19 protein-coding genes are annotated in these 24155 nt (G+C 70.2%); 12 read left to right on the top strand and 7 right to left on the bottom strand.

The features are described 5' to 3' along the window. Window positions 1-118: 118 nt before the first annotated feature. The 3 genes from ACWDOP_RS13630 to ACWDOP_RS13620 form a co-directional block, all read right to left on the bottom strand. Window positions 119-556, bottom strand: a complete 438-nt coding sequence (locus ACWDOP_RS13630; RefSeq protein WP_456345293.1) for a carboxymuconolactone decarboxylase family protein — start codon at window positions 554-556, stop codon at window positions 119-121. A 214-nt stretch (window positions 557-770) separates the two neighbouring features. Continuing rightward, window positions 771-1895: an acyl-CoA dehydrogenase family protein gene (locus tag ACWDOP_RS13625; protein ID WP_456345305.1), complete on the bottom strand. Its 1125-nt coding sequence runs from the start codon at window positions 1893-1895 to the stop codon at window positions 771-773. Window positions 1896-1897: 2 nt separating this feature from the next. Beyond that, the gene (locus tag ACWDOP_RS13620) at window positions 1898-3130 is read right to left on the bottom strand and encodes an acyl-CoA dehydrogenase family protein (RefSeq protein WP_456345292.1); all 1233 of its coding nucleotides are present in this window, start codon (window positions 3128-3130) and stop codon (window positions 1898-1900) included. A 166-nt stretch (window positions 3131-3296) separates the two neighbouring features. On the opposite strand from ACWDOP_RS13620, the gene ACWDOP_RS13615 reads away from it, so the two are divergent. Continuing rightward, complete coding sequence (locus tag ACWDOP_RS13615) at window positions 3297-3728, top strand: DUF1707 SHOCT-like domain-containing protein (RefSeq protein ID WP_456345291.1); 432 nt, start codon at window positions 3297-3299, stop codon at window positions 3726-3728. A 129-nt stretch (window positions 3729-3857) separates the two neighbouring features. Here the strand turns inward: ACWDOP_RS13615 and ACWDOP_RS13610 are convergent, their stop codons facing one another. Beyond that, the gene (locus ACWDOP_RS13610; protein ID WP_354987380.1) at window positions 3858-4061 is read right to left on the bottom strand and encodes a cold-shock protein; all 204 of its coding nucleotides are present in this window, start codon (window positions 4059-4061) and stop codon (window positions 3858-3860) included. Window positions 4062-4353: 292 nt separating this feature from the next. On the opposite strand from ACWDOP_RS13610, the gene smc reads away from it, so the two are divergent. Both smc and ACWDOP_RS13600 read left to right on the top strand, forming a co-directional pair. Continuing rightward, window positions 4354-7962, top strand: coding sequence for a chromosome segregation protein SMC (smc, locus tag ACWDOP_RS13605; RefSeq protein WP_456345290.1), 3609 nt, complete (start codon window positions 4354-4356; stop codon window positions 7960-7962). Window positions 7963-8059: 97 nt separating this feature from the next. Then, window positions 8060-8722, top strand: a complete 663-nt coding sequence (locus tag ACWDOP_RS13600) for an HAD family acid phosphatase (RefSeq protein WP_456345289.1) — start codon at window positions 8060-8062, stop codon at window positions 8720-8722. A 91-nt stretch (window positions 8723-8813) separates the two neighbouring features. On the opposite strand, the gene ACWDOP_RS13595 is transcribed toward ACWDOP_RS13600, so the two are convergent. Next, a complete protein-coding gene (locus ACWDOP_RS13595; RefSeq protein ID WP_456345288.1) occupies window positions 8814-9713 on the bottom strand; it encodes an NmrA family NAD(P)-binding protein in 900 nt (299 codons plus the stop codon). Window positions 9714-10225: 512 nt separating this feature from the next. On the opposite strand from ACWDOP_RS13595, the gene ACWDOP_RS13590 reads away from it, so the two are divergent. Then, on the top strand, window positions 10226-10927 hold the full coding sequence (locus tag ACWDOP_RS13590) for a TetR/AcrR family transcriptional regulator (RefSeq protein ID WP_456345304.1): 702 nt from the start codon (window positions 10226-10228) through the stop codon (window positions 10925-10927). A 108-nt stretch (window positions 10928-11035) separates the two neighbouring features. After that, a complete protein-coding gene (locus tag ACWDOP_RS13585) occupies window positions 11036-11941 on the top strand; it encodes a hypothetical protein (RefSeq protein WP_454205957.1) in 906 nt (301 codons plus the stop codon). Between the two features lie 243 nt (window positions 11942-12184). Here the strand turns inward: ACWDOP_RS13585 and ACWDOP_RS13580 are convergent, their stop codons facing one another. Next, window positions 12185-12574, bottom strand: a complete 390-nt coding sequence (locus ACWDOP_RS13580; protein WP_354987389.1) for a DUF2237 family protein — start codon at window positions 12572-12574, stop codon at window positions 12185-12187. A 215-nt stretch (window positions 12575-12789) separates the two neighbouring features. Here ACWDOP_RS13580 and ftsY point away from each other — a divergent pair, with 215 nt between their 5' ends. The 6 genes from ftsY (at window position 12790) to ffh (ending at window position 21022) form a co-directional block, all read left to right on the top strand. Then, window positions 12790-14358, top strand: coding sequence for a signal recognition particle-docking protein FtsY (ftsY, locus tag ACWDOP_RS13575; protein ID WP_456345287.1), 1569 nt, complete (start codon window positions 12790-12792; stop codon window positions 14356-14358). A 264-nt stretch (window positions 14359-14622) separates the two neighbouring features. After that, window positions 14623-15933, top strand: coding sequence for an ammonium transporter (locus tag ACWDOP_RS13570; protein WP_454206115.1), 1311 nt, complete (start codon window positions 14623-14625; stop codon window positions 15931-15933). Window positions 15934-15936: 3 nt separating this feature from the next. Further along, window positions 15937-16275 carry a P-II family nitrogen regulator gene (locus tag ACWDOP_RS13565; RefSeq protein ID WP_067827260.1) on the top strand — a complete coding sequence of 113 codons (339 nt, stop codon included), beginning with the start codon at window positions 15937-15939 and terminating at the stop codon, window positions 16273-16275. 169 nt (window positions 16276-16444) lie between these two features. Further along, on the top strand, window positions 16445-18913 hold the full coding sequence (locus ACWDOP_RS13560) for a [protein-PII] uridylyltransferase (protein WP_456345286.1): 2469 nt from the start codon (window positions 16445-16447) through the stop codon (window positions 18911-18913). Window positions 18914-19110: 197 nt separating this feature from the next. Further along, on the top strand, window positions 19111-19386 hold the full coding sequence (locus tag ACWDOP_RS13555) for a hypothetical protein (protein ID WP_454205951.1): 276 nt from the start codon (window positions 19111-19113) through the stop codon (window positions 19384-19386). Between the two features lie 64 nt (window positions 19387-19450). After that, a complete protein-coding gene (gene ffh, locus ACWDOP_RS13550; RefSeq protein WP_456345285.1) occupies window positions 19451-21022 on the top strand; it encodes a signal recognition particle protein in 1572 nt (523 codons plus the stop codon). Between the two features lie 71 nt (window positions 21023-21093). Here the strand turns inward: ffh and ACWDOP_RS13545 are convergent, their stop codons facing one another. Beyond that, window positions 21094-21813, bottom strand: coding sequence for a GntR family transcriptional regulator (locus ACWDOP_RS13545; RefSeq protein ID WP_454205947.1), 720 nt, complete (start codon window positions 21811-21813; stop codon window positions 21094-21096). Between the two features lie 116 nt (window positions 21814-21929). On the opposite strand from ACWDOP_RS13545, the gene ACWDOP_RS13540 reads away from it, so the two are divergent. After that, window positions 21930-23783 (top strand): ATP-binding cassette domain-containing protein, encoded by a 1854-nt coding sequence (locus tag ACWDOP_RS13540; RefSeq protein ID WP_456345284.1) that lies wholly within the window; start codon window positions 21930-21932, stop codon window positions 23781-23783. Window positions 23784-24155: the final 372 nt, after the last annotated feature.

Here is a 24155-nt window from a genome sequence, read left to right as displayed (position 1 = left end):
CGACATCGGTGGGCAGCCACTGGAATCGCTCGGAGAACGGGACGGGCGACTGCTTCGTTCCGGCATCCGGACCCGGCCGAACGGCCGGGTCCGGATGCGCGGGAACCGCTTTCGCGGCTCAGGCGCCGTCGTACAGGCGCAGCGGAACGCCGAGGCGGTTCCACATGTTGATCTGCGCGGTGATGGCGACCAGGCCCGCGCGCTGACCCTCGTCGAAGTTCTTCTCGACCTGTTCCCAGATCTCATCGCTGACCCCGTGCACGCCGAGTTCGGTTGCGGCCTCGGCGTATTCGAGGGCGGCGCGCTCGGGCGCGGTGAACAGGTCCGATTCCCGCCAGGCGGGCAGGTGGTTGATACGCCGCTCGGTCTCGCCCTCCTTGCGGGCCTCGGTGGTGTGCATCTCGATGCAGAAGAGGCACCGGTTGATCTGGCTGACCCGGATCTTCACCAGTTCGCGGACCACGGCGTCGAGCGGTCCGCGGCGGATCGCGGCCTCGGCGGCCAGCCAGCCCTTGTAGACCTCGGGAGCGGCTTCGAACATATTCAAACGTGACATGGGCTCGTTCCTTCGCTGCTGTTCCGGTCGGTACAACTCTTGGACGAGACGGGCGCCCCGGACGTGACGGGGGCGCCGGTGTGTGACCGGTCACAGTCTTCGCGGCCGGGGTGAACGCACAACGGCCGGGTTCGACGGGCAGCGACGCCCCATCGAACCCGGCCGCGGCGGCCCCACCCCTCGGGGCCGCGGTCGATAACCGTGGTTCGGGCGGTTACGACCGGGTCAGTGCGGCATAGCGCGCGGTGTGATGCGCGGTGGTGCCGAATTCGTACTGCACCGCGGTGAGCCGCTTGAAGAGGTGGCCGATGGCCAGCTCCTCGGTCATGCCCATGGCGCCGTGCAACTGCACCGCCTCCTGGCCGATCAGGCGCGCGGCCCGGCCGATGGTGGCCTTGGCGGCCGCGGCGGCCTTGGCCCGCTCGGCCGGTTCCGCGCCCAGCTTCAGGGTCACCAGATACGTTGCGGCGATGGCCTGTTCGAGTTCCAGGTGCATGTTCACCATGCGGTGCTGCAGCGCCTGGAAGCTGGCGATCGGCACGCCGAACTGCTGGCGCTGCTTGGTGTACTCGACGGTCTCGGCGACCACCCGGCGCATCGCGCCGACCGCTTCGGCGCAGACCGCGGCGATGGCCTCGTCGATCGTGGCCGCGATCGCCTCGTCCGCGCGCTCGAGCAGCAGCGCGTCGGCGGGCAGGCGCAGTTCGTCGAAGCTCAGATCGGCGGCCTGGCGCTCGTCGATCGTGCGGAAGGGCTGCGCGCGCAGCCCGGCGGGCGGTGCGGCCGGATCGACGTCGACGACGAACAGCGCGTTCTCGCCGTCGATCCGGGCCGTCACCAGCAGGTGGGTGGCCAGCGGCGCCGAGGTCACCACGGTCTTGGCGCCGGTGAGCACCCAGCCGTCGCCGTCGCGGCGCGCGGTGGTGGCGACCCGGGTGTAGTCGTAGCCCGAATCCGCTTCCAGCGCCGCGAATCCGGTGATGACCGCGCCCTCGGCGATACCGGAGAGCAGGTCCTCGGCCCGCTTGCCTTCGGCCCGGCCCAGCAGGCCGCCGCCGATCACCACGGTGTCGACGTACGGCTCCACGACCAGCGCCGCGCCCAGCGCCTCCGCGATGACCATGATCTCGACGGGCCCGCCGCCGATGCCGCCCACCGCTTCCGGCAGGGCCGCACCCAGGATCCCGACCTCCTCGGCCAGCGAGCGCCACAGTTCGGGCTGCCAGCCCGCGCCGACCCGGGCAGCGGCCCGGCTCGGTTCGAGGTGATAACGCGCGGCGAGGAATTCCGTGACGGTGTCGCGGAGCAGTTCTTGTTCGGCGGTGAAGGAGAAGTCCATGGTCACAGTCCCAGGGTGGCTTTGGCGATGATGTTGCGCTGGATCTCGTTGCTACCGGCGTAGATGGAACCGGCGCGGTCGTTGAAGTAGCGCAGCGGGGCGACCGCCTGCCACTCGTCACCGCTGACGAAACCGTCCGCGGGCGGGGTGAAATCGGCGATCGGACCGCCGGGCATGGTGGCGTGCGGCTGGTAGGCGCGCCCGCGCGGACCCGCCGCCTCCAGGGCCAGCTCGGTGAGCGCCTGGCTCAGCTCGGTGCCCAGGATCTTGATGGTGGAGGCCGCGGGGCCCGGATCCTTGCCGCTGGAAACCAGTGCGAGGGTGCGGTATTCGAGGATCTCCAGCACGTCCGCGCGCAACCGCGCGTCGGCGAGCTTGGCCGCGAACGCCGGATCGTCGATCAGCACGCCGCCGCCGGGCGCGACCTGGGTCCGGGCGGCCTGCGCCAGCTCCTCGGCCATGACCTGCAGGGCCGGGGCCGCCGCGCCGCCGCCGCGCTCGAAGTTGAGCAGGAACTTGGCCACGGTCCAGCCGTCGTCGATCTGCCCGAGCACGTTGGCCTTGGGCACCCGCACCTGATCGAAGAACACCTGGTTCTGCACCTGCTCGCCGGAGGTCATGACCAGCGGGCGAATCTCGATGCCGGGCGCGTCCATCCGCATCAGCACGAAGGTGATGCCCTGCTGCTTCCTGGCCTGCTTGGAGGTGCGCACGAGCGCGAAGATCCAGTTGGCCTCGGTGGCGTGGGTCGTCCAGATCTTGGAACCGGTGACCACCAGGTCGTCGCCGTCGTCGACCGCCGCCATCGACAGCGAGGCCAGGTCCGAGCCGGCCTCGGGCTCGGAGTAGCCCTGGCAGAAGAAGACCTCGCCGGTGAGGATGCGGGGGAGGAAGAAATCCTTCTGCTCGGCGGTGCCGAACGCCATGATGGCGTGCGAGACCATGCGAATTCCCATGGGGGACAGGTTCGGCGCCCCCGCGAGGGTGCATTCGCGCCCGAAGATGTAGTGCTGGGTCAGGCTCCAGTCGCAGCCGCCGTACTTCACCGGCCACGCCGGTGCGGCCCAGCCGCGCGCGTGCAGGATGTGCTGCCACTCCATGCTGGCCTCGTGGTCCGGGTAGACGCTGGTGGCCAGGCGTCCGGCGCGGCGTATTTCCGGGGTCAGATTCTCATCGAGGAAGTGGCGCACCTCATCGCGAAACGCCAGATCACCGGTCGACCAGTCGAGGTCCACGAATACTCCTTGTGCGAAGAACTGAACCCCACCATCTCATTGCGTCACCCCTGCTGGCAAATGTGCTGGCACCCGCCTTCACTTGCCGTCCTTGACATTCCATAGTGGAGGAATATCCTGGGTGTATTCACGTTCCATTGTGGAACATGATCGGGAGGATTCAGAGATGGACATCACCGCCGGAACCCGCGCCTCCGACGCCGAACGCGCCGAAGTGGCCGAACTGCTGGGCCGTCACATGAGCCAGGGCCGGCTGGACCCCGGCGAATACAACGAGCGACTGGGCCTGGTCTACGGGACCGCGACCCGCGAAGACCTGCGGCTGGTGCTCAGCGACCTGCCCGCTCTGACCGAGCCCCCGCGCGCGAGCGTGGCATCGGGCCGCCTGCCCATCTGGCAGCGCATCGAGGGCGGCGCCTGGCTCGGGGTGAGCGTGCTCGTCCTGCTGATCTGGGCGGCGATCTCGATCGGGACCGGCGGCCTCACCTACTTCTGGCCGGCCTGGGTCATCGGCCCCTGGGGTGCGGTGCTCGTCTTCCGCGTCCTCACCGGCTGGGAAGCCGGCGCCGGGAGGCGGGTGCACGGCTGCGCCCGGTGAGCCCGAAGCGCGGATCGAACCCACCCGAAACGGGTGGTCTACACAAAGAAGAACGGCGTCCCGATGTACCGAGGTACACGGGACGCCGTTCTGGCACTTCGCCGGCTGAGTGAACAGCCACGCTGAGAATTACAGCGAGGTGATGTTCTCCGCCTGCGGGCCCTTCTGGCCCTGCGCGATGTCGAACGAGACCTTCTGGCCCTCGGTCAGCTCGCGGAAGCCGGTGGCGGCAATGTTCGAGTAGTGGGCGAAGACGTCGGGGCCGCCACCGTCCTGCTCGATGAAGCCGAAGCCCTTTTCAGTGTTGAACCACTTGACGGTACCGGTAGCCACGATGGACTCTCCTCTTTGTTTGGTGCGACCCACACTTTGCGGATCTGATGTCGCTGTAATGATTCCCCATGGAATCACTGGAAACACAAATGCGCGCCTGCGTCATGGTCAGCAGGCGCGTACTGAAGTCTGTGAGAACCAAAAGTTGCAACGCCACGAGGCTACCTGATCTTTCAATGATCCGACGAATTGGGTCCGCGGACCGAGCGCGAGCCGAACCGCCGGACCGGGAACCGGACGCGTTCCCGGCATACTCGGGGCAATCGCGATCGACCGGGTAACCTGGGCGGCTGTGCATCTGAAGAGTCTGACGCTGAAGGGTTTCAAGTCCTTCGCGTCCGCGACGACGCTGCGGTTCGAGCCCGGCATCACCTGCGTGGTGGGCCCCAACGGCTCCGGCAAATCGAACGTCGTCGACGCCCTGACCTGGGTCATGGGTGAGCAGGGGGCCAAGGCGCTGCGCGGCGGGAAGATGCAGGACGTCATCTTCGCCGGAACCGCGGGACGCGCGCCACTCGGTCGCGCCGAAGTGACGTTGACCATCGACAACTCCGACGGCGTGCTGCCGATCGACTACTCCGAGGTCTCCATCACCCGCCGCATGTTCCGCGACGGCGCCGGCGAGTACGAGATCAACGGCAACACCTGCCGCCTGATGGACGTGCAGGAACTGCTCAGTGACTCCGGCATCGGCCGGGAGATGCACGTCATCGTCGGCCAGGGTCAGCTCTCGGCCATCCTCGAATCGCGGCCCGAGGACCGGCGCGCGTTCATCGAGGAGGCCGCGGGCGTGCTCAAGCACCGGCGCCGCAAGGAGAAGGCGGTCCGCAAGCTCGACGCCATGCAGGCGAACCTGGCTCGCCTGACCGACCTCACCACCGAACTGCGCCGCCAGCTCAAACCCCTGGGCCGCCAGGCCGAGGTGGCCCGGCGCGCGGCCACCGTGCAGTCCGAACTTCGGGACGCGCGCCTGCGCCTGGCCGCCGACGACCTGGTGAGCCGCAGGCGCGAACTCGAGAGCCAGCAGAGCAAGGAGTCCTACGCGCGCGAGCAGCAGGTCACCGTGCACGCCGAACTCGACGCCGCCAACGCCGCACTCGCCCAGCAGGAATTCGAGCTCTCCCGGCTCACCCCGGGCGCCGAGGCCGCCGCGCAGACCTGGTTCCAGTTGTCCGCGCTGACCGAACGCGTCAACGCCACCATCCGCATCGCGCGTGATCGCGCGCGCAACCTCGCCATCGAGCAACCCACCGGCGCCGGGCGCGACCCCGACCAGCTCGAGCGCGAGGCCGAACGGGTCGAGATGGAAGAGGCCGAACTGCTCGCGGCCGTCGAGATCGCCACCGAGACCCTGGAATCCGCGCGCGAGGCGCTCTACGAACGCGAACAGGCCGCCAAGGCCGCCGAACAGGCGCACCTGGCCGCCGTGCGCGCCATCGCCGACCGCCGCGAGGGCCTGGCCCGGCTCGCGGGCCAGGTCGACACGCTGCGCTCGCGCGCGCAATCGGTGGACGGGGAGATCACCCGCATCTCGGACTCCATCGCCGAGGCGCGCCGGCGCGGGGCCACCGCCGACACCGAGTTCGAGTCCGTCCAGGAGGAATTGGGCGAACTCGACGCCGGTGAGGCCGGACTGGACGCGCAGTACGAGCACGCCGCCGAAGCGCTGAAGCTGGCCGACGAGCGGGTCGACGAACTGCGCGACCGCGATCGTGAGGCAGGCAAGCGCGTGGCCTCGCTCTCCGCGCGCATCGAGGCGCTCACCATGGGCCTGGCCCGGCGCGACGGCGCGGCGTGGCTGCTCGAACACCGCTCCGACGGATTGCTCGGCCCGCTCTCGGGGCTGTTGCGCGTGCACGGTGGATTCGAAGCCGCCGTCGCGGCCGCGCTCGGTCCGCTCGCCGACGCGGTGGCCGCCGACACCGGTCCGTCCGCGCACGCCGCGGTGCACGCGCTCAAGGAGGCCGACGGGGGCCGCGCCGCGCTGGTGTACGCCGGTGCCGCGGAACCGGACTCGCGCGCACGCGGCGACCTGCCGGGTGCGGCGCGGTGGCTCGCCGAGGTCGTGGAGTGCCCCGACCACATGCGCGGCGCCATCGCCGCGCTCACCACCGGCATCGCCGTCGTCGCGGATCTCGCCGCCGCCGACCAGGTGCTGCGCGCCCGCCCGGAACTGCGCGTGGTCACCCGCGACGGCGACCTCACCGGTGCGGGCTGGGTGCTCGGCGGCTCCGATCGCGCACCGAGCCAGCTCGAGATCCAGGCCGAGATCGACGCCGCCACCACCGAACTCGCCACCTGGCAGCGCACCGCCGAGGAACTCGAGGCCACGCTCGCCGGGGCGCTCGCCGAGCAGACCGACCGCAAGGACGCGGTCGAGCACGCGCTGCTGGCCCTGCACGAATCCGATCAGAACCTGGTCGCCATCTACGACCGGCTCGGGCGGCTCGGGCAGACCGCGCGCACCGCGCAGCGCGAATGCGAGCGACTCGTCGCCCAGCGCGCCGAGACCGAGGCCGGGCGCACCGACACCCTCGCCAAGCTCGAGGAACTCGAGGCGCGGCTGCGGCACGCCGAGGCCGAACAATCCGAGGTGGGCAGCGAATCCGCCGGCACCGAAACCGCGGGGTACGCCCGCGAGGAGGCCGCCGCCGCGCTCGCCGAAGCCCGGACCATGGAGGTCGAGGCGCGCCTGAGCGTGCGCACCGCCGAGGAACGCGCGGAATCGGTGCGCGGCAAGGCCGACGGGTTGCGCCGGGCCGCGCGCGCCGAACGCGAGAACCGGGCCCGCGCCGAACGCCAGCACGCCGCGCGCACCCGCGCCGCCGAGGTCGCCGCCACGGTCGCGGACTCCGCCGAGCGGATCGCCGCCCAGCTGGAGAAGGTCGTGGCCGAGGCCGCGGCCCGCCGCGACGAACTGGTGCGCCGCCGTACCGAATTCGCCGCGCAGGTGGATCAGACCAAGGAGCGCGCCCGCGCGCTCAACACCCAGCTCGCCCAGCTCACCGACACCGTGCACCGGGACGAGGTCGCTCGCGCGCAGGCCGCGCTGCGCATCGAACAGCTGGAAGCGACCATCTCCGAACAGTTCTCGCTCGCGCTGGACGATCTCATCGGGGAGTACGGTCCCGACACCCTCACCCCGCCCTCCGCGGTCGAGATGATCGAGTACGAGCAGGCCCGCGAACGCGGCGAGGCGGTCACCGAACCGCAGCCCATGCCGTACGACCGGCCCACCCAGGAACGCCGGGCCAAACGCGCGGAGAAGGACCTGGTCACCCTGGGCAAGGTCAATCCCCTTGCGCTGGAGGAGTTCGCGGCGCTGGAGGAACGGTACAACTTCCTGGCCACCCAGCTCGAGGACGTCAAGAAGGCGCGCCAGGATCTGCTGGATGTCGTGGCCGAGGTCGACGCCCGCATCCTGCAGGTGTTCACCGAGGCGTGGGAGGACGTGGAGCGCGAGTTCGTCGGGGTGTTCGCCAAGCTCTTCCCCGGCGGTGAGGGCAGGCTGCTGCTGACCGATCCCGCCAACATGCTCACCACCGGCATCGAGGTCGAGGCCCGGCCGCCGGGCAAGAAGGTCAAGCGGCTCTCGCTGCTGTCCGGTGGCGAGAAGTCGCTGACCGCGGTCGCGTTGCTGGTGGCCATCTTCCGGTCGCGGCCGTCCCCGTTCTACGTGATGGACGAGGTCGAGGCCGCGCTCGACGACACCAACCTGCGCCGGCTCATTACACTCTTCGAACAGCTGCGGGAGAAGAGCCAGCTCATCGTGATCACCCATCAGAAGCCGACGATGGAGATCGCCGACGCGCTCTACGGCGTCAGCATGCGCGGTGACGGCATCACGCAGGTCATCTCCCAGCGGTTGCGCGGGGAGAACCTGGTGGGCGCGGCGACCTGAAGGCCGAATCCCGTTGACCGGGAGTGAAATACCCGACAGCGCGAGTATGTGAAACATGATCACGTAGCTATGGCCGGCCGAATACTGTCCGGTGACCATGAAGCGTTCTATTGCAGGTATCGCCCTCGGTGTCGCCGCCGCCCTCGCTGTTCCGGTCCCCGCGGCGCTGGCCGATACGGGTTCCTCCTCGCTCTCCGGCGGCGGCGGATCGTCGTCGCTGTCCGGTGGCACCGGGTCCTCCTCGCTGTCGGGCAACGGCGGGACCAAGCCCAGCTACGACCAGTGGATCGCGGACGTCACCGTGGTGGCCGACGAGGCGCGGGCGTACCTGAGCACGCGGCTGCCGGCCGCGGGCAAGCCCGCCATCGTGTTCGACATCGACAACACCACGCTCGAGACCACCTACAACGCCGCGCCCATCACCCCGGCCATCCCGCCCATGCTGGCGCTGGCGCAGTGGGCCAAATCCCAGGGCGCCGCACTGATCTTCGTGACCGGGCGGCCCGCGCTCATGGGTGTCTACACCCAGGCCAACCTGCAGGCGGTCGGATACACCGTGGAACGGCTGTACGGCACCCAGCCGCAGACCCTCTCGGCCGGTTCGGCGGGGCTCGAGGCGTACAAGACCGCCAGCCGCATCGACATCGAGTCCCGCGGGTACACGATCGTCGCCAACATCGGGAACAGCGCCTCGGACCTGGCGGGCGGGCACGCCGAACGCACGTTCAAGCTGCCGGACTACGACGGCGCGCTGAACTGACGCGCCGAACTCGCGGCGCGGGCCGCCGACGCCCCCGGGATTGTCCCGGGGGCGTTTTCGTTGACGCGGGCCCGCGCCGCCCGCGCGGAACCTAACCCGCCAGGCGCGCTTTGATCTGTGCCGCACCGGTTTCGGTCAGCCAGTCGTCGAAAGTGCGCAGGCCCGGGTGGATGTCGCGGACCGCGGCGATGTCCGCGTGCCAGCCCTTGCCCGCGTGCGCGGTGAGCCAGACGTTGGTCACCTCGGGGCCGAGCACGCGGGCCTGATCCTCGGTCACCTCCGCGTATTCGACGGGGTGCCCGGTGCTTTCGGCGATGCGGGCCGCCGCCGCGACCGGGGTGGGGTCGTCGCCGGCCAGTTCCAGCACGCGGCCGTGGAAGCGGTCCGGGTCGGTGAGCGCCAGCGCGGCGATGGCGCCCACATCGGCGAGGGCGATCACCTGCAGCGGGGCGTCGGCGACGAACAGGTGCCGGTGCACGCCCGCGTCGGTGAGGCCGTCCACCGGGGAGTTCCGCAGTAGATAGTTCTCCATGAAGCGGACCGGCCGCAGGATGGTCCACCGTAATCCGCTCGCGCGCAGCGCGTCTTCGATGCGGCGCTTGCCGTGCGCGCCCCACGGGCCTTCCTCCTTCAGGCCGGCGACACCCGTGAAGACGACGTGGTCGATACCCGTGGACCGCGCCGCCGCGATGAACGCGGTACCGCGCCCCGCCTCCAGTTCGGTGTCCCAGGCGCCCTCGGCGTAGGTGGCGGGCGGCACCAGCAGTGCCGCGCGCACCCCCGCCAGCGCCACCGCGAGGGTCGCCGGGTCGTCGAAGTCGCCGACGGCCAGTTCCGCGCCCGCCGCGGCGAGCGCGCGGGCCGCCGGAGCGTCCGGGTCGCGCACCAACGCGCGCACCGGGATTCCGATATGCAGCAAATGTCGGGCTGTCGCTCCGCCCTGCTGTCCGGTGGCCCCGGTGATGAGAATCGGATCTCGTTGAACAGACATGAAGTTCGCTCTCCTGGATAGTATTCGGGTCGAGCAACCCGTATCCGGACGCTACGTCCGCCCCGCAGCCCCGCCCACCCCCGCGACGAGAGCCCCGTAACGAAATGACCGCCCCCCGCGCCTCCCGCTCCGGCCCCGCCTCCACCCCGCCGCCCTCGCCCCCAGCCGCCTCGCGCGTCCTCCCGCCGCCCGCTGCCGGGACCGGCGCCGCCCACGATCCCTACGGCCTGAGCCCCCACCTCGCGTCCGGTGTGCGAGCCGATCGTGGCGCGGCCACCCGGATTCCGGCCCTCCCCGGCATCGGTTCGGCGGCACCGGCTTCCGGCACCGAGGTTCCTGGCCACCGGCCCACTGTGCCGACGTCCACCCACCCGGACTCGAGTACAAGCGCCGGGAGCACCAGGGACGTGCGGGTCGGAGTGCGTCCGGAGATCGGTTCGAGGGCAGCGGCTTCCGGTGTTGCGGGTTCGGCCGCGAGTATCAGGGCCGACGCGCGCAGGAACCGAGCGTTGGTGCTGGCCGCGGCGCAGCGGGCGTTCGCCACCGAGGGGGTCGACGTCTCGCTGGCCGAGATCGCGCGGCGGGCGGGGGTGGGGGCTGGGACCGTGCACCGGCATTTTCCGGCCAAGGCCGAACTGCTCGAAGCCGTGCTGCAGCAGCGGATCGACCGGCTCACTGCGGTCGCCGTCGGATACCGGGACGCGGTCGATGCCGGGGTCGCGTTCTTCACCTTCTGCACCGAGGTGGTGGTCTCGACCCCGGGCAACCAGGAGTTGTGCGAGGTCACCGCGCAGGACGGGTGGCCGAGTCCGGTGCTGCGGCAGGCGGGGGAGCGGTTCCACCTCGCGCTCGGCGAGCTGCTGGCCGGCGCGCACGCCGCCGGCGCGGTGCGGGCGGACCTCACCCTCGAGGACGTGCTGGCGCTGTTCACCGGATGCGTTGCCATCCAGCACCTCTCACCCGGGCAACGGGCGCTGTCCCGGGGCGCGGGTCTGGTGCTGGAGACCATGCGACCGCCCGCCGGGACCGCTGTCACGAAAGCCGGAACTCGCGCCCGGCCCCGTAACGAAACCTCGTCGCGTAACGAAACGCGACACTGCCCCATCTGCGTCGCGCCCCTGCCCGCCGGGCGTTCGGGCCGCCCCGCGCGGTACTGCTCACCCGCCTGCAGGCAGAAGGCGCACCGCCGCCGGCGTTCGCTCGAAAACTGCTGACGCACCGGACATCCGCTTTCCCGTCACGTGAAAGTGACTGATGTGCATACCAATTCGTGACCAGCGGAGGCGACCGAAATGCCCCGGTCCGGCAGTAGGCTTCGCTGCGTGGTTTGGGTGTCTGCGATCGCTTTCGGCGTCGCGTGGTGGCTCGGTTGGTATCTCCTGGCTCGCGATTCGCGGAAGCCGGCCTTACGCCGGGCCGGAATCGGATTGCTCGCGTACGCGGCGGCGGTGGTCGCCGATCGCCTCGTCGGCGGAGAACCCTGGTTCGACGGACTGCACGTGGTGCTCGTCAGTTTGCCCGCGGTGGCCTGGAGCGGCGTCTTCGTCGCCCTGCTGCCCGACCGCTGGAACGCGCGCGCGGACCGGTTGTGGCGGCTGATCTTCCTGCCGATCTGCGGATTCGCGGCGATGCCGGGCGCGGCGGGCCTGATGCCCGCCGCCTACCTGCTGGGCACCCTGGCGATCATGGCCCTGCTCGGCACCATGCTGGCGGTGCTCGGCCGCCAATGCGACTGGGCCGAGGACTCCCGCCGTCCGGTCGCGAGCCTGTTCACCACCGGCGCGCTCATGTTCGGGCTCACCGCGGCCCTGATCCTGCTCGGCTTCAACGTGCTACCGCACAGCGGCATGCTCGCGGCGCTCGCGGTGGATCTGGTGCTGCTCGGGGTGGGCCTGGCGGTGCTCGACGCCTTCGACGAGGGCGAGGAGCTGTACCCGGACATGGCGCACTCCCTGCTGATCTCGGCCGTCACCGCCGCGGTGTTCGGCGGTCAGGCCGCCGTCGTGCTCGTCCTGGTCGGGGAGCGGCCCGCGCTGGTCGCGCTGTTCTTCGGCACGATCGCGGCGTCCGTCCTCATGCGAGTGCTCGAGGCGCCGCTGCACACGGGCATAGACCGCCTGGCCTTCTCCTCCAGGCCGCACCTGCGCGCGATCCGCACCGAACTGCGCACCACCGCGAAGTCCCTGCCCCGCAAGGCCTCCGGCACCGAGCCCTGCGCGGTGCACTGATCGGGTAGGGCCGGGCGCGCCCGGGTCCGGTGCCGAACATCCGGTGGCCGTGGGCCGTTCGGCGAGCGCCGGCGGCGCAGGCCGGTCGGATGTTCGCGGCAGCGACCGGATCGCGGTCGCGCCACGACCGAGCCGTGCCCGGGAATCACGGTGCGCGACAGGGCGCTCCGTGTGCCGCACCCGCGGTGATCGGCGTCGCCCCCGCCGTCACCCGGTGTGTTCGCTCCGCTGGACGGCCGCGGCTCAGAGCAGGTCGCTGACGTCGTTGGGTACGTCCACCGCGTACTTGCGCAGCGTTTCCATGGGCACCACCTCGAGGGCGTTCTCGTGGGTGGCGGCCAGCACCACCGGCGCCGCGACACCGTCCTCGTGCGCGTGTAGCCAGCGCACCGCCACCACACACCAGCGATCACCCGGCTGCAGGCCCGGGAAGTTGTTCTCCGGGCGCGGCGTCACGAGGTCGTTGCCGATCGATTTCTGGTGATCCAGGAATTCCGCGGTCACAACGGTGCAGACGGTGTGGCTGCCGAGATCTTCGGGCCCGGTGCTGCAGCAGCCGTCCCGGTAAAAGCCGGTGAGAGGATCGGTGCCACACTCCTCCAGCGGTCCCCCAAGCACATTTCGATCGGTCACGCCGCCGATCCTATTGTCTCGGTGTCGCATTCGCCGCTCCTTCCGAAGTGTGGTGCGTTGTCAAGCAGACCGGTCGGTCGTAGGTTTGCCATAAGGCGTGTCCGGCGGCGTGTCGATAGCGTTCACGTACCGATGTGTGCTACATGACACACCCCGTGAACTCGTCGGTAGGTGCGTGAATCGGGCAACACTCATCCCTCTGAGAGGATGGCCGCGTGACTGCACAAGCCTGGATCCTCATCGCCGTTATCGCCGCGGTCCTGCTGGTGGCGTTCGTCTCGGGATTCGTCCTCGCCAAGCGGCGGCGCATCTCGCTGACCCCGCCCGCCGAGGCCAAGCCCGAGCTGACCGACAAGTCGGGCGGCTATACGGCCTCGTCGGGATTCAGTTTCAGTCAAGGCGGCGGGACGGCGACGCTCCCGGCCCCGGCCCCCGAGCCGCTGCCCCGGACCGCGCCCGCGCCCGCCGAGCGCACCGAGACCGAGGGACAGCCCGCGGTCGGCGACGACGCCTCGGTCCCGCGCGACTCCGGCCGTCGTGGCATTCACGACGTCCGCCTGCCCGATCCGGTCCAGGGCCCCGAGCGTGCGCCCGAGGACGCCGACGCGGTCGAGACCGGGCAACCCGCGAGCGAGGCCGCCACCGCTCCGGCGGAGACCGCTGCCCCCGCGACGCCCGAGGTTCCCGAAGCCCCGGCCGCCCCCGAGACCGCCGCGCCCGCGGCGGAGGCAGCCGCCACCGCTCCGGCCGAGCCGGTCGCCCCCGAAGCGCCCGCGGCCCCCGAAGCGCCCGCCGCCCTCGAAAAGACCGCGCCGCCCGCCGAATCCGCGCCGGCCGAACCGGAAATCCTCATCCCCGAGATCGAGCCGACCGCGGGGCGCCTGACCCGCCTGCGCGGCCGGTTGTCCCGCTCGCAGAACGCGGTCGGCAAGTCCCTGCTCGGCCTACTCGGCGGTGGCGACCTGGACGAGGACTCCTGGGAAGAGGTCGAGGACACCCTGGTCATGGCGGACCTGGGCACCGCGGTCACCGCCACCATCGTGGCGCGCCTGCGCGAGGAGATGGCCCGCAGCACCGTCCGCACCGCCGACGACGCCCGCGCGGTGCTGCGCCGGGTGCTGATCGAGGCCCTGCGCCCGGAGCTGGACCGTTCCATTCGCGCCCTACCGCACGACGACCACCCGTCCGTGCTGCTGGTGGTCGGCGTGAACGGCACCGGAAAGACCACCACCACCGGCAAACTCGCGCGCGTGCTGGTGGCCGACGGCCGCCGGGTGCTGCTGGGCGCGGCCGACACCTTCCGGGCCGCGGCGGCCGATCAGCTGCAGACCTGGGGTGAGCGCGTCGGCGCGGAGACCGTGCGCGGTAAGGAAGGCGCCGATCCGGCCGCCGTCGCGTTCGATTCGGTGAGCGCAGGCATCGATCGCGGCGTGGACGTGGTGCTCGTCGACACCGCCGGCCGCCTGCACACCAAGACCGGTCTGATGGACGAACTGGGCAAGGTCAAGCGCGTGGTGGAGAAGAAGGCCGCCGTGGACGAGGTGCTGCTGGTGCTGGACGCTACGGTGGGCCAGAACGGACTCACGCAGGCGCGGGTCTTCGCCGAGGTCGTCGACATCACCGGTGTTGCCCTGACGAAGCTGGACGGTACGGCCAAGGGCGGCATCGTCTTCCAGGTACAACACGAGCTCGGCGTTCCGGTCAAACTGGTCGGTTTGGGTGAGGGCGCGGACGATCTCGCACCCTTCGAACCCGGGGCTTTCGTCGACGCGCTGCTGGGCTGACCGGCCCGGAACCACGCGCATCAGGGGAAACACCGACATCCTCACAGCACCCGCGTAACAGCGGTGCGACGTTGGAAACCTGACCGCAACAGTGCAATCTCATCCGTTCACCTAGGTGAAACGCGGCAGGATCACAGCGGAAACACCAACTGAGGAACCTCATTGCAGGCTCGATTTGCCGGATTCGGCAGAGCCCGAGATGAGGAGGAACTAGAGGTGGCGTTTCCGTTAACCGGTGCACCTGACGCCGGAGACACCGCATGGATGCTGGCCAGCGCCGCACTCGTGCTGCTGATGACCCCGGGTCTGGCATTCTTCTACGGCGGCATGGTCCGTGCGAAGAACGTGCTGAACATGATCATGATGAGCATCAGTGCCATGGGCGTGGTAGCCGTCCTATGGGTGCTGTACGGCTTCTCGATTGCCTTCGGTGAGGACAAGGGCAATCTGATCGGCGATCCGACCCAGTACTTCGGTCTGAAGGGTCTGATCGGCGGCACGTACCTCGCCAGCACGGCCGAGGACGGCGCGACGACGGCGGCGAGCATTCCGCTGGCCGGCACGATCCCGCTCACGGTCTTCGTGGCCTTCCAGGCCATGTTCGCGATCATCACCGTCGCCCTCATCTCGGGTGCTGTCGCCGATCGCCTGAAGTTCGGCGCCTGGCTGCTCTTCGCCGGCGTGTGGGCCACCGTGGTCTACTTCCCGGTCGCGCACTGGGTCTTCGCCTTCGACGGCGTCACCTCCGAGACCGGTGGCTGGATCGCCAACAAGCTCAAGGCGATCGACTTCGCCGGTGGCACCGCGGTCCACATCAACGCCGGTATCGCCGCGCTGGTCCTGGTGCTGGTGCTGGGCAAGCGCAAGGGCTGGCCGCAGACCCCCATGCGCCCGCACAACCTGCCGTTCGTCATGCTCGGCGCGGGTCTGCTGTGGTTCGGCTGGTACGGCTTCAACGCCGGTTCCGCGGTGGGCGCCAACGGCATCGCCGGCGCCACCTTCGTCACCACCACCGTCGCCACCGCCGCGGCCATGCTCGCCTGGCTCCTGGTGGAGAAGCTGCGCGACGGCAAGCCGACCTCGCTCGGCGCGGCCTCGGGCATCGTGGCCGGTCTGGTCGCCATCACCCCCTCCTGCTCCTCGGTGAACGTGCTCGGCGCCCTCGCCATCGGCGTCATCGCCGGTGCGCTCTGCGCCCTGGCCGTCGGCCTGAAGTTCAAGTTCGGCTTCGACGACTCGCTCGACGTGGTCGGCGTCCACCTCGTCGGCGGTATCGTCGGCACCCTGCTGGTCGGCCTGTTCGCCGCGCCCGAGGCCCCCGCGGCCGTGGCCGGTCTGTTCTACGGCGGCGGCTTCGAGGTCCTGATCAAGCAGGCCGTCGGCGCCGGTGTGGTTCTCGCCTACTCGGGTATCGCGACCCTGATCATCGCCCTCGCCATCAAGTTCACGATCGGGCTGCGAGCCGATGAAGAATCCGAGTTCGTCGGCATGGACGAGTCGGAGCACGCGGAATCGGCATACGATTTCGCTGCTGTGGGTGGCACGGCACGTACCACCGCCGTCAAGGAGGCATGACGCATGAAACTGGTAACCGCAATCGTCAAACCGTTCACGCTCGAGGACGTGAAGTCCGGTCTGGAGCAGGCGGGCGTGCTCGGCATGACCGTCAGCGAGGTCCAGGGCTACGGCCGCCAGAAGGGCCACACCGAGGTGTACCGCGGTGCGGAGTACTCGGTGGATTTCGTCCCGAAGGTCCGGGTCGAGGTCGTCGTGGACGACGCGTCGGTCGAGAAGGTCGTCGAGGTCATCGTCGAGGCCGCCCGCACCGGCAAGATCGGTGACGGCAAGGTCTGGGTCACCCCCGTCGAGGGTGTCATCCGGGTCCGCACCGGCGAGCGTGGATCCGACGCTCTCTGAGCGAACACGGATCCGAGCTCGCTGAGCACTGAAGATCGATGAGCGGCGGCCCCGCTCCCGCCCGGCTCACCCCGGCCGGGACGGGGCCGCCTCCGTGCTTTTCCCGGGCGAGAGGTTCCGGACGGCGCACGACGCGCCCGGGACGCCGAACTGAACGAGGTGGGTAGTTGTGGGATTCGAGCAGGCACGCGACGAGCAGGGTTCGGGCGCCAAGTCCAATGGGGCATCGGATCTGGTCCGGGCGCGCACCCAGTTGCTCGCCGAGCATTCTGCCCACGGGCGCAGCTCCCGGCTCGATCCCGAGGCCCTGCGCCAGGCCCTGGTCGATCTCTTCGAATTGTGGCTGACCACCAAGGCTTCCGAGGTCGGCATCACCGCCGACAGTGGGCTGGCCATCGTCGCGGTGGGCGGACTCGGCCGCCGCGAGATGCTGCCCTATTCCGACCTGGATCTGGTGCTGCTCTACGACGGCGTCGATCCCAAACGGGTGGCCGAGGTCGCCGATCAACTCTGGTATCCGCTGTGGGACGCCCACATCAAACTCGATCACAGCGTGCGCACCGTCCCGCAGGCGCTGCGGGTGGCCGCCGATGATCTGACCGCCGCCCTCGGCATGCTCGAGGCCCGCCACATCGTGGGCGACGAGGGGCTGAGCAATCTGCTGATCAGCGGTGTGCGCCGGGACTGGCGCACCGGAATCCGTTCGCGCTTCGACGCTTTGATCGCCCAGGCCGAGACCCGCTGGCGGCGCAGCGGGGAGATCGCGCACCGCGCCGAACCCGACCTCAAGAACGGGCGCGGCGGCCTGCGCGACATCCAGCTGCTGGACGCGCTGGCCATCGCGCAGCTGACCGACGCCATGCCGGGGCTCGGCCCCGACGTGCCCGGCGGGGGACTGCTGCAGGCGCATCGCCGCCTGCTGGACGTGCGCACCGAACTGCACCGGGTGGCGGGCCGCGCACGGGACCAGCTGCGCGCCCAGGACGCCGACGAGATCGGCGCCGCGCTGCGCGTCGGTGACCGCTTCGATCTGGCCCGGACCCTGAGCGACGCCGCCCGCACGGTCAGCTATTCCGCCGACGTCGGGCTGCGCACCGCCGCCAACGCCCTGCCCCGGCGCGGGCTCGCCCGGCTGCGGCGCATGCCGGTGCGGCGCCCGCTCGACGAGGGCGTGGTCGAGCACGCCGGTGAGGTGGTGCTCGCGCGCGACGCGCGACCGCAGCGCGATCCCGGGCTGATCCTGCGGGTGGCGGCGGCCTCGGCGCAGACCGGGCTGCCGATGTCGGCGACCACGCTCAACCGGCTGTCCGAGGACGCGCCCGAACTGCGCGAACCGTGGCCGAAGGAAGCGCTCAACGATCTGCTGGTGCTGCTCGGGTCGGGTCGCGGCGCGATCGAGTCCATCGAGGCCCTGGACCGAACGGGCCTGTGGGGCAGGCTCTTTCCGGAGTGGGGCGTGGTGCGCGATCTGCCGCCGCGCGATGCCATGCACACCTGGACCGTCGATCGCCATCTCATGGAGGCGGTGTCGCAGGCGGGCGCGCTGGCCACCCGGGTCGCGCGCCCGGACCTGCTGCTCATCGGGGCGCTGCTGCACGATATCGGCAAGGGGCGCACCGAGGATCACAGCGTCGTCGGCGCGGAACTGGCGACCTCCATCGGCCGGCGGCTGGGGCTGTGGCCCTCGGACGTGCGCACGCTCTCGGCCATGGTCCGGCACCATCTGCTGTTGCCGGACACCGCGACTCGCCGCGATCTGGCCGATCCGGACACCGTGAACATGGTGGTCGAGGCGCTCGAGGGTGATCCGCAACTGCTCGAACTGCTGCACGCGCTGGCCGAGGCCGATTCGCTCGCCACCGGCCCGGGGGTCTGGAACGACTGGAAGGCCTCGCTCATCGGCGATCTGGTGCGCCGCTGCCGGCTCGCGATGGCGGGGGAGGAGCTGCCCAAGCCCGAGCCGATTCCGGAGGAGTTGCGCGTGCGGGCCGAAAAGGGCGGCGTGCACGTGGAATTGAAGCCGGGGCAGGGTCGCTACACCCATGTGGTCACCGTGGTGGCCCCGGACACGCCGGGGCTGCTCTCCGATGCCGCCGGGGTGCTCGCGCTGCATTCGCTGCGGGTGCTCTCGGCGAGTCTCGACGGTATCGGCGAATCGGCCATCGATACCTTCGTCGTCGCCCCGCGATTCGGTGATCCGCCGGATCCGGGTCTGCTGCGCCAGGAATTGATCAGGGCCATCAACGGGGATTTGGATCTGGTTTCGGTGCTCGCGCGAAAGGAACGTGAGGCCGGTGGAACCCAGCCCAGTCCGTACGCGCAGGCGAAACCGCGGGTGATCTGGTTCGAGACCGCCGAACCCGGACGGGTGCTGCTGGAATTGCGTGCCGAGGACCGTATCGGATTGCTGAGCCGTTTGGCGGCCGCGCTCGCGGAATCGGGCGCCAACGTGTGCTGGGCCAAGGTCGGGACCATGGGCGCGGCGGTCGTCGACTCGTTCTGCCTGGACCTCGGCGCGGCCGACTCGCCGGAACGCCGAGCCGAGATCGAGGCGGCGGTGCTGGGGGTGGTGCCTCCGCAACAACCGAAGAAATCGCCCGAATCGGACACGGAAAACGATTCAACCTCGATTTTCTGAACGATTGCTAGGAAGTTGGATTAGCTGGCAAACCAACTGTTTGCCAGTTAATCCGATTGTTGCACGCAATTAGCTGAAGTGCGGATAGCGTGATCCCCGGCACACCCTAATATCGCCTCATCCCGAGCTGTTACAGCCTTTGAGGGGAGCAGTTGGTGGCAATCGAAGTTGTTTCCGCGTCGACTATGACGAGTGATATGACCACGCACATTGCCCGCTGTGTCGGTGGCGACCGCTGGGTCGTCTCGTGGCTGCCCGGGCGAACACTGACCGGTCCGCAGGCGGTGACAGCCATGACCATCGCGGCCACCGTCACCGATCCGCGCGAACCATCCCGGGCCCAATGGGCCGTCCTGGACGGCCTCGCCCTCCAACTCGGCCTGACCGCCCGCGAAGCCGTCGGGATGGTCGCCGGCGAGCGCCACGACCTCCGTCGCCCGGTCGCTTCGCCGCGACCTCGCTCCCTGGAATAACGGCCCGCCGCGTTCCCCACTACCCTGGTATCTCGAGTGACGTCCCTCGAGATCAGGAGCATCGGTGTTCGAATCCCTTTCCGACCGGTTGGCCGGTGCCCTCAAGGACCTTCGCGGAAAGGGGCGCCTGTCTCCGGCCGATATCGATGCGACCGCGCGGGAGATCCGGCTCGCGCTGCTCGAGGCCGACGTCGCGCTGCCCGTGGTCCGCGCCTTCATCGCCAAGATCAAGGAGCGGGCCAAGGGCGCGGAGGTCTCGGCCGCGCTGAACCCGGCGCAGCAGGTCGTCAAGATCGTCAACGAGGAACTCGTCGGCATCCTGGGCGGCGAGACCCGGCGGCTGCAGTACGCGAAGAACCCGCCCACGGTCATCATGCTGGCCGGTCTGCAGGGCGCGGGTAAGACCACCCTGGCGGGCAAGCTCGCCAAATGGCTCAAGGGACAGGGACATCAGCCGCTGCTGGTGGCCTGCGACCTGCAGCGCCCCGGCGCGGTCACCCAGCTCCAGGTCGTCGGCGAGCGGGCCGGCGTGCCGGTGTTCGCGCCGAACCCGGGCACCTCCATCGGCGGCGGCGAGAACCCGCTGGGCGTCTCGGCCGCGGATCCGGTGCTGGTCGCGCGCCAGGGCATCGACGAGGCCCGGAACAAGCAGTACGACATCGTGATCGTCGATACCGCGGGCCGCCTCGGCATCGACGCCGAGCTCATGTCCCAGGCCGCCGGCATCCGCGACGCGGTGAACCCGGACGAGATCCTGTTCGTGCTCGACTCCATGATCGGCCAGGACGCGGTCACCACCGCCCAGGCGTTCCAGGACGGCGTCGGCTTCACCGGCGTCGTGCTCACCAAGCTCGACGGTGACGCCCGCGGTGGCGCGGCGCTGTCGGTGCGCGAGATCACCGGCAAGCCCATCCTTTTCGCCTCCACCGGTGAGAAGCTCGAGGACTTCGACGTCTTCCACCCCGACCGTATGGCCAGCCGCATCCTCGGCATGGGCGACCTGCTCTCGCTGATCGAGCAGGCCGAGCAGGTCTACGACGCCAAGCAGGCCGAGGAGGCCGCCCGCAAGATCGGCTCCGGCGAGCTGACCCTCGAGGACTTCCTCGAGCAGATGCTGGCCATCCGCAAGATGGGCCCGATCGGGAACCTGCTCGGCATGCTCCCGGGCGCGGGCCAGATGAAAGACGTTCTGGCGCAGGTCGATGACAAGCAGCTCGACCGCGTGCAGGCCATCATCCGCGGCATGACCCCCGCCGAGCGCGACAACCCGAAGATCATCAACGCCTCCCGCCGCCTGCGCATCGCCAACGGCTCGGGCGTCACGGTCTCCGAGGTCAACCAGCTGGTGGACCGCTTCTTCGAGGCGAAGAAGATGATGGGGATGATGAGCCGCCAGTTCGGCCTGCCCGGCTCGCGCGGCGGCAACAACAAGAAGGGCAAGGGCAAGAAGGGCAAGAAGGGCGGCCGCGGCCCGACCCCGCCGAAGATGCGCGGCGGTTTCCCGGGGATGCCCGGCCTGCCGGGCGGCATGCCCGCCGGGATGCCGGATCTGGGCAACCTGCCTGCCGGGCTGAACGAGCTGCCCCCGGGCCTGGAGGGCCTGGATCTCTCGAAGCTGAATTTCCCGAAGAAGTAGTCGCGTAGCGACCCTGAAGCGACCCCCGGCCTCGTCGAAATCGACGGGGCCGGGGGTGTTTTCGCGATCGGTCAGGTCGCCGTCGACGTCGGCTCCGGGCGGCGTCGGCGGCGGGCGCGGGCTATCTGTTCGGGATCCATCTCCGACTGGGACCAGGCCGCTGCGTACGCGAGGCTCGGGGCGCGGCCGGCGGCTATGTGGGCGAAGGCGCTGGCGGCGGCGCCCGGGCCGTCGCCGGCGGCTATGCGGTCGTAGAGGGCTCGGTGTTCGGAGCACTGTTCGGCGGCATCGCGATCGGCGGTCAGGCGGAAGAGCCACTCGGTGCGGGCGGCCAGGGGGCGCATCTGGGAGCTGAGCAGGGGATTGCCCGCCAACTCGATGATTTCGGCGTGGAAGGCGGCGTTGGCGGGGGCTATGCGCTGTGGATCGCGGGCGTGGGTGGCCGAAACCGCCTCGGCGAGACTGGCTTCCAGGGGGCCGATCGTGGCGGGGGTGGCGTTCTCGGCGGCCAGGCGGGCGGCCAGGGACTCCAGGACCTCGCGGACATCGAAGAGGTGATTCACGTCGGCGGGGGTGAAAGGCGCTACCAGCGCGCCCTTTCCGGGCACGAGCAGGACCAGGCCCTCCGCGGCCAGCATGCGCAGCGCCTCGCGCAGCGGAATGCGCGACACCTCGAGTTCGGTGGCGAGATCGCGCTCCACCAGGCGCTGGCCCGGGCGCAGTTCGACGCCGACGATGCGCGCCTTGATCGACTCGTAGGCGCGGTGGCGTAGAGAACCTGGTTCCGTCACAACTCTCCACAGTATCGGGGCGCGGGGCGGGTTTTCCGGACCGAAACATTGGCGGAACGTTCATGCCACACCCGGGACCGACAGTTAACGGTATACCACTAACTGGAGGTTCGATCGTGGACACGGCCCTGCGGCTGACCGGCGTCAGCAAGAGTTTCGGTGCGGTGCGCGCGCTGTCGGACATCGATCTCACGGTCGCGCTCGGCGAGGTGCACTGCGTGCTCGGGGAGAACGGCGCCGGGAAATCGACGCTCTGCAATCTCGTCTACGGCGGCGCGGCCCCGGACACCGGCGAGCTGCTGCTGTTCGGCGAGCCCTACCGCCCGCGCCGCCCCGCCGACGCACTCCGGCACGGAATCGCCATGGTGCATCAGCATTTCAGCCTGATCCCCACGCTCACCGTCTGCGAGAACCTCCTGCTGGGCGCCGGCTCGCGCCTGCGCCTGCCCCGCCGCGAACTCACCGACCGCCTCGCCCGTATCGAAGCCGAATTCGGTCTGCGCGTGGCACTCTCGGCTCGCGCGGAGGAACTCTCGGTCGGCGAGCGCCAGCAGGTCGAAATCGTGAAATGCCTGCTGCGCGAACCCCGCTTGGTCCTGCTCGACGAACCCACCGCCGTGCTGGGCCCCACCGAGGTCGAATCCCTCCTGGCCACCTGCCGCCGCATCGCCGACTCCGGCCGCGCGGTCGTCCTGGTCACCCACAAACTCGGCGAGATCGAGCAGGCCGGTGACTCGGCCACCGTCCTGCGCGGCGGGCGCGTTGCGGGCTCCGGGCCGCTGAAATCCTTCAGCCGCGGTGAGTTGGTCGAGTTGATGGTCGGCCGCTCGCTCGCCGACCTGGATCAGACTCTGCTCACGGGGGTGGTGGTAGCGGACGCTATCCCGGATCGGGGTGACGATGGTGCGGGGGCGTCCGTCGCGGCGACCGTCGATGCTGCGGCCGAACCCGGGGCAGAATCCGACCCCGCCGCGCGGGCCGGGATGGTCACCTACGCCTGGGCGAACAGCGGCGATCCGCATTCGCCGGCTCCGGACCGGGCCGCAGGGCTCGATGTGCCCGGGCGCTTCCCTCCGAGTTCGGCACCGCCCAGTGGAGAGCCCGGCGTGGCTGGGCCCGCGGCCGATGTCACCCCGGGGTCCGGCGGGGCGGTCACCGAACTGCGCCCGGTTGCGCCGGCACGCGAGAGTGCACGGCGCACAGCCGATTCCGCCGCCACGCCGCCGGTGCTGCGCACTGTCGGTTTGAGCCTGACACGCCCCGACGGCGCCGCCGCCCTCGATGGCGTCGAGTTGGAGTTGCGGCCGGGCGAGATCACCGGCATCGCGGGCGTGGAGGGCAACGGTCAGAGCGAACTGGTCGCCGTCCTGAGCGGTGCCCGCCGCCCCGATGCGGGGCAATTCCTGCTGGGTGCAACCGATCTCACGCATGCGACCCCCGCCGCCCGGACCGCGCACGGCCTGGGCGTGATCCCCGAGGATCGCCACCACGAGGGCTGCGTCCCCGCGATGACCGTCGCCGAGAACCTCACCCTCGGCCGCCTCGCCGAATTCCGCCGCTACGGTCTGCTCGACCGTAAAGCCATGGACGCCACCGCGACCCGTGCGATTGCCCACCACCGCATCAAAGCCTCCGGCCCGCGCGCGCCCATGCGCACCCTGTCCGGCGGCAACCAGCAAAAGGTGGTGGTCGCAAGGGAATTGGCTCTCCCCGGCCTCCGCTGTCTCATCGCCGCCCAACCCACCCGCGGCCTGGACCTCGGCGCGGTGGACGCCGTCCTCACCCTCCTGCGCGAAGCCGCGGCGGCAGGCACCGCGGTCCTGCTCGTCTCCCACGAACTCCCCGAACTGCTGACCCTCTGCGACCGGATCCTGGTCGCCTACCGCGGCCGCCTCCTCGGCCCGGTGGCTCCCACCGATCCCGCCGCCCGAGAGAAGATCGCCCACCTCATGCTCGGAACAGCCGCATGACCGCCGACGCCCGCAAGGGGCTGCATACCCGTCCGCCTCGCGCAGGGGACGAGGCTCACGGTGCCGAGTCACACGGTCTCAACTCGGAGCCCCCGATCTCGATGCGGCGCGCGGGACATACCGACGTGGCCGCACCTGCCGATGCGCGGACCGACGCACCCGCCGAGGCTCGCGGTGCCGAGTCACACGGTCTCGACTCGGAGCTGCCGATCTCGATGCGGCGCGCGGGACATACCGACGTGGCCGCACCTGCCGACGCGCGGACCGACTCACCCGCCGAGATCTCGGGAAGCGCGGTTCTTCCGCGCGTGGCCCAGGATGCCGAGGGCGCCGGGAACACGCGAGGTTCCGGCCCGGTTCCCGCTGTCTCCG

The sequence above is a fragment of the Nocardia sp. NPDC003693 genome (assembly GCF_053981095.1).
This window is presented reverse-complemented; position numbering and strand designations above follow the sequence as displayed.

What these genes read in the sequence shown, in the direction of transcription:
- ACWDOP_RS13630 (WP_456345293.1), bottom strand. Translation starts at nt 556, where the DNA reads ATGTCACGTTTGAATATGTTCGAAGCCGCTCCCGAGGTCTACAAGGGC.
- ACWDOP_RS13625 (WP_456345305.1), bottom strand. Translation starts at nt 1,895, where the DNA reads ATGGACTTCTCCTTCACCGCCGAACAAGAACTGCTCCGCGACACCGTC.
- ACWDOP_RS13615 (WP_456345291.1), top strand. Translation starts at nt 3,297, where the DNA reads ATGGACATCACCGCCGGAACCCGCGCCTCCGACGCCGAACGCGCCGAA.
- ACWDOP_RS13600 (WP_456345289.1), top strand. Translation starts at nt 8,060, where the DNA reads ATGAAGCGTTCTATTGCAGGTATCGCCCTCGGTGTCGCCGCCGCCCTC.
- ACWDOP_RS13595 (WP_456345288.1), bottom strand. Translation starts at nt 9,713, where the DNA reads ATGTCTGTTCAACGAGATCCGATTCTCATCACCGGGGCCACCGGACAG.
- ACWDOP_RS13570 (WP_454206115.1), top strand. Translation starts at nt 14,623, where the DNA reads ATGCTGGCCAGCGCCGCACTCGTGCTGCTGATGACCCCGGGTCTGGCA.
- ACWDOP_RS13565 (WP_067827260.1), top strand. Translation starts at nt 15,937, where the DNA reads ATGAAACTGGTAACCGCAATCGTCAAACCGTTCACGCTCGAGGACGTG.
- ACWDOP_RS13555 (WP_454205951.1), top strand. Translation starts at nt 19,111, where the DNA reads ATGACCACGCACATTGCCCGCTGTGTCGGTGGCGACCGCTGGGTCGTC.